General features: G+C 43.6%; 1 protein-coding gene. It reads left to right on the plus strand.

The window, feature by feature from the left end; all coding sequences use genetic code 11:
• Positions 1 to 302 precede the first annotated feature (302 nt).
• On the plus strand, positions 303 to 5,438 hold a 5,136-nt coding region (locus tag QUB20_RS28095), incomplete at its 3' end, for a protein kinase domain-containing protein (RefSeq protein WP_333291818.1).

Below are 5,438 nucleotides of genomic sequence, written 5' to 3' on the forward strand. Positions count from 1 at the left end.
AAAATTTACTGGGAACGCTGTGAGTCTGCATTGTTGACTCGCACAAAAATCAAAGACAGGCTACACAATTTACATTAAGCGGTTGCTATACCTGAAAATTACACCAAAAGTGCGATCGACTGTTGAGACACTCTACAAACTAGGCGATCGCGATCGGGGCTACCCCAAAGTATTTGCAGGCTGTTACCGGAAAAACTAAACATTTGTTACAAAAACAAAAATTTTTCGTTTCTAACGCGCTATTGTATACAGAAAGCTGGTGCGTTTTGAGTTAGCTTTAATTTTTAGCAAAAAAAACCAATATGCTCTCGATTCCAGGCGTTGCCGTCCAGACACTTCTCTATGAAAGCGCCAACTCTCTGGTTTACCGGGCCATTCGGGAAGCAGATAAAGAGCCAATTATCCTCAAACTCCTCAAAGAAAGCTACCCCACACCTCAAGAATTGGTGCGCTACCGCACCGAATACCGCATCACCCAAGAGTTGAAAGAGGCGGGAGTCGTGCGAGTCTATGACTTGCAAAAATACCAAAATAGCCTCGTGATGTTTGTTGAGGACTTTGGCGGGGAATCCTTGACAATTTGGATGCAGCAGCGCTCCTTTACTCTTGAAGAATTTTTACAAATTGCGATCGCCACAACTGAAATTTTAGGGCAAATTCACAGCGCCAACATCATCCACAAAGATATTAATCCCTCAAATATTGTTTACAACCCGGAAACAGAACAATTAAAAATTATTGATTTTGGCATATCCACTCAGCTAACGCGAGAAACGCCCACCCTGAAAAACCCCAACATTTTAGAAGGCACATTAGCGTATATTTCACCAGAACAAACGGGGAGAATGAATCGCACTCTCGATTACCGTACTGACTTTTACTCTCTCGGTGTCACATTCTACGAATTGCTGACAGGAAAACTACCTTTCGAGACTGAAGATACTTTAGAACTTGTTCACTGCCACATTGCTAGACAGCCAGTTCCTCCGCACGAAATAGAGCCAAAAATTCCCCTAATTGTGTCTCAACTTGTCAGTAAACTGATGGCGAAGAACGCAGAAAACCGCTATCAAACAGCCGGGGGGCTAAAGCATGATTTAGAAATGTGTCTGCTTCAATTACAACAAACCGATAGCATAGAAGAATTTGACTTGGGAAAGCGAGATATTACAGACCGTTTCCTGATACCCGAAAAGTTATACGGCCGGGAAAGTGAAGTTGATAATCTATTAGCTGCTTTTGAACGGATTGCATCAAGACGATCGCCCCAGCCCCCCTTAATAAATGGGGCTTCATGTGACTCCGTTAGTAGGGGCGGTGCCCCCGTGCCCGCCCTGGGCGGGGGGGGATCGCATTTATCCGGCAGTGAAATGATGCTAGTAGCTGGCTTTTCTGGGATTGGTAAAACCGCAGTAGTGAACGAAGTTCACAAGCCGATCGCCCGACAGCGTGGCTATTTTATCAAAGGCAAATACGACCAATTTCAACGCAATATTCCCTTTAGTGTATTTGTGCAAGCATTTCGCGAATTGATGGGACAATTATTATCAGAAAGTGACGCTCAGTTACACAGATGGAAAACCATGATTCTCACCGCAGTAGGCGAGAGTGGGCAAGTCTTGATTGACGTAATTCCTGAATTAGAACACATCATTGGCGCTCAACCTCCTGCACTAGAATTGTCCGGGAGTGCCGCCCAAAATCGCTTCAATCTGCTGATGCAGAAATTTGTGCAAGTATTTACCACCGCCGAACATCCATTAGTGATATTTTTGGACGATTTGCAGTGGGCAGATTCCGCATCTTTGAAGTTATTACAACTGTTGATGGAAGATACGGGCCATCTGTTAGTATTGGGTGCTTATCGGGATAATGAGGTATCACCGACTCATCCGTTTATGTTGACTGTGGATGAGATTGTGAAGTCTGGGGCAGTAGTGAATACGATTACCTTGCAACCGTTGAGTTTAGCAGATCTCAATCAGTTGGTAGCAGATACGCTGATTTGTAATTTATCCTTTGCCGGGCCATTGACAGAATTGGTTTATCAAAAAACCCAAGGTAATCCCTTTTTCTCGACTCAATTCCTCAAGTCGCTGTATGAAGATGGTCAAATTATCTTTGACCCCCCTGTGTCCCCCCTTACTAAGGGGGGAAGTAAAGGGGGGTGGCAGTGCGATATTGCTCAAGCTAGACTTACCCACGCCTCGGATGTGGTGGAGTTTATGGCGGCGCAATTGCAGAAGTTGCCGAAAGAAACTCAGAATGTTCTCAAGTTGGCGGCTTGCATTGGGGCACAGTTTGATTTAGAGACATTGGCAATAGTCAGCGAAGAATTACCAGAAGAAACGGAATCAGCACTCTGGAAAGCCTTGCAAGAAGGACTTATTATACTGATAAAACAAGGCTATAACTTCCTTCAAACAGATGCTCAATCCCCTACTGAGTCTGTGGCTAACCCAATTTATAAGTTCCTGCACGATCGCGTCCAGCAAGCAGCTTATTCCCTAATACCCGAAAACAAAAAAAAAGCTACTCATCTCAAAATTGGACAGTTACTCCTACACAAATATTCGGACATAGAAAGAGAAGAAAAACTCTTTGATATTGTGGGGCATTTAAATCAAGGAATTGAGTTAATCAATCAATTAAGCGAACGAGAAGCCTTAGCCCTACTCAACTTAGAAGCGGGAGGTAAGGCCAGAAATTCTACCGCCTACGCAGCCGCAATGGTCTATCTGCAAACAGGGATTGATCTACTAACAGCCAACTGCTGGCTTCTTCAGTATGAATTGACCCTGAATCTCTATGTTGCTGCTACCGAAGCTGCCTATTTGAATGCTGACTTTGAGGGTATGGAACAGATGGCAGCATTGGTATTGCAAGAAGCTAAGACGATTTTAGACAAAATTAAAATTTACGAAATTCAAATCGCTACTCATGCAGCCCAGGGCAAGATGTTGGAGGCGATCGCAGTGGGTAGAGATGCACTCTTGCAATTAGGAGTTGAACTGCCTCCCGAACCTGACGAAGCTTTGATTAACAAAGCTCTACAAACCCTTGCCAGTCAACTCCAGGGAAGAAGGGTAGAAGAATTGATTAACCTGCCTGTGATGACCGATCTTCATACTCAGGCAACTATGCAACTGTTAGGAATGTTAATTTCACCCATTTACCAGGGACTGCCAGAATTACTACCACTGCTTAGCTCGACAATGGTGAGTTTATCGCTCTCTTTTGGAAATGCACCGGCATCAAGCGAGGGGTATGGAATTCACGGTATAGTGTTGTGTAGTTTTTTGAAACAAGTAGAAACTGGCTATGCCTTTGGCAAATTAGCACTCTCATTGCTCGAACACTTTAATATTCAGGAATTCAAGCCCGTCATTTTAGTTCTGTTTGGGGCCATGATTCAGCATCATCAGGAAGCTATGAGAGCAGCGATATCAACACTGAAAGAGGGCTATACGGCTAGCATAGAAACTGGCGATTTTCTACACGCTGGCAACAACCTAGGTTTTTACTTTCATACCAACTTTTTCAGTGGGGTAGAACTGGATACCTGGGAACCCGAAATAGCAGCTTACAGTGCTGTCATGGCGCAGGTAAAGCAATATTCTGCTCAGGTTTATTTAGATATGACGCAGCAGATGGTGTTGAACTTGAGGGAAGACGGGATTCTGTCGGATTGCTTAATCGGCTCTGCCTACGATGAAACGGTGATGATTCCTAAACACCATGAGGTTAATGAATTCACGGCGATCGCTACTGCCTACATCTACAAACTGCTGCTTGCTTACTGCTATGGCAATTACACGGCTGCGATCGACTACATTGCTCAAGCCAAACAGTATTTAATGGCAGTATCGGGATTAGTTCTTGTTCCCATTTTCCATTTCTATGCAGCTCTGACAAACTTGGCACTCTTCCCCACACAGCAAGCAATTGAGCAAACAGAAATTCTTGGCTTAGTAGAAATTGATCGAACCACCCTCGAAGAGTGGGCGCAAAATGCTCCGATGAATTATCTGCATAAATGGTATTTAGTTGAGGCAGAACGGCAACGGGTGTTGGGTAATAAAGCTGAGGCGATTGAAATGTACGATCGCGCCATCTCCCTCGCTAAAGAAAATCAATTTCTCAACGAAGAAGCCCTTGCCAACGAACTCGCAGCCAAATTTTACCTAGAATGGGATAAAGAAAAATTGGCCCAACTCTACATGATTGAGGCGTATTATTGTTATATCCAATGGGGATCTACTGCTAAAATAAAAGATTTAGAAAGGCGATACTCCCCCTTATTAAAACCTATTCAGGTGGGAATAAAAAACACTAAAGCTAGCGCAAAAGTGACGACCACTGGTTTGGCTACTAACTTAGATATAACCACAGTAATGAAAGCAGCGACCGCAATTTCAGGTGAAATTTTGCTGGATAAACTACTGTCTAACTTGATGAAAATTTTGATTGAGAATGCGGGGGCGCAAAGAGGATATCTCATTTTATCAAACCAGGCAAAGCTATTAGTTGAAGCTGAAGGATCCATAAACTCCGAACAAGTCACCGTGTTGCAGTCAATCCCCGTTGAAACCTGTCAAGAACTTTCCTCCGCCATTGTCAATTATGTGAGTCGTACTCAAGAAAGCGTGGTACTTGATGATGCTGTCCGAGAGGGACAATTTACCAACGACCCCTACATCCGAAAAAATCAGCCCAAATCAATTTTATGCGTGCCGCTGATTAACCAATCTCAAATTATTAGTATTGTTTACCTAGAAAATAACCTAACAGCCGGAGCTTTTACCCCTGAAAGAGTGGAACTATTAAAACTGTTATCGGGACAAGCGGCTATCTCGATTCAAAATTCTCAACTCTATACAGAAATCCGCGAAAGTGAAAACAGGCTGACTCAATTTTTAGAAGCAATTCCAGTCGGGGTGTCAGTGCTGGATGCTTCTGGCAAACCTTACTATAATAATCGTGTTGCTATTCAATTATTAGGTAAAGGAGTTATTCCTAACGTCACCAGCGAACAAATATCCGAGGTTTATCAAGTGTATAAAGCTGGTACAGATCGGGAATATTCCTCTGCTGAATTGCCGATTGTGCGAGCGTTGAGGGGCGAAAGTGCCACCGCTGAGGATATGGAAATCCACCAAGGCAACAAGATTATTCCGATCGAGGCTTGGGGTACTCCCATCTATGATGAAAAGGACAATATTTCTTATGCAATTGTAGCCTTTCAAGATATCACGGATCGCAAAAAAGCGGAAACAGAGCGAATCAGATTTACCGCTGAACTGTTTCTACTCAACAAAGCTTATGAGCGCTTCGTTCCCAATCAATTCCTCCAGTTTTTAGAGAAATCAAGCATTATTGATGTGGAATTGGGCGACCAAGTGCAGTTAGAAATGTCGGTGTTGTTTTCCGACATTCGC

The sequence above is a fragment of the Microcoleus sp. B4-C2 genome (assembly GCF_036705265.1).
GTDB lineage: Bacteria > Cyanobacteriota > Cyanobacteriia > Cyanobacteriales > Microcoleaceae > Microcoleus.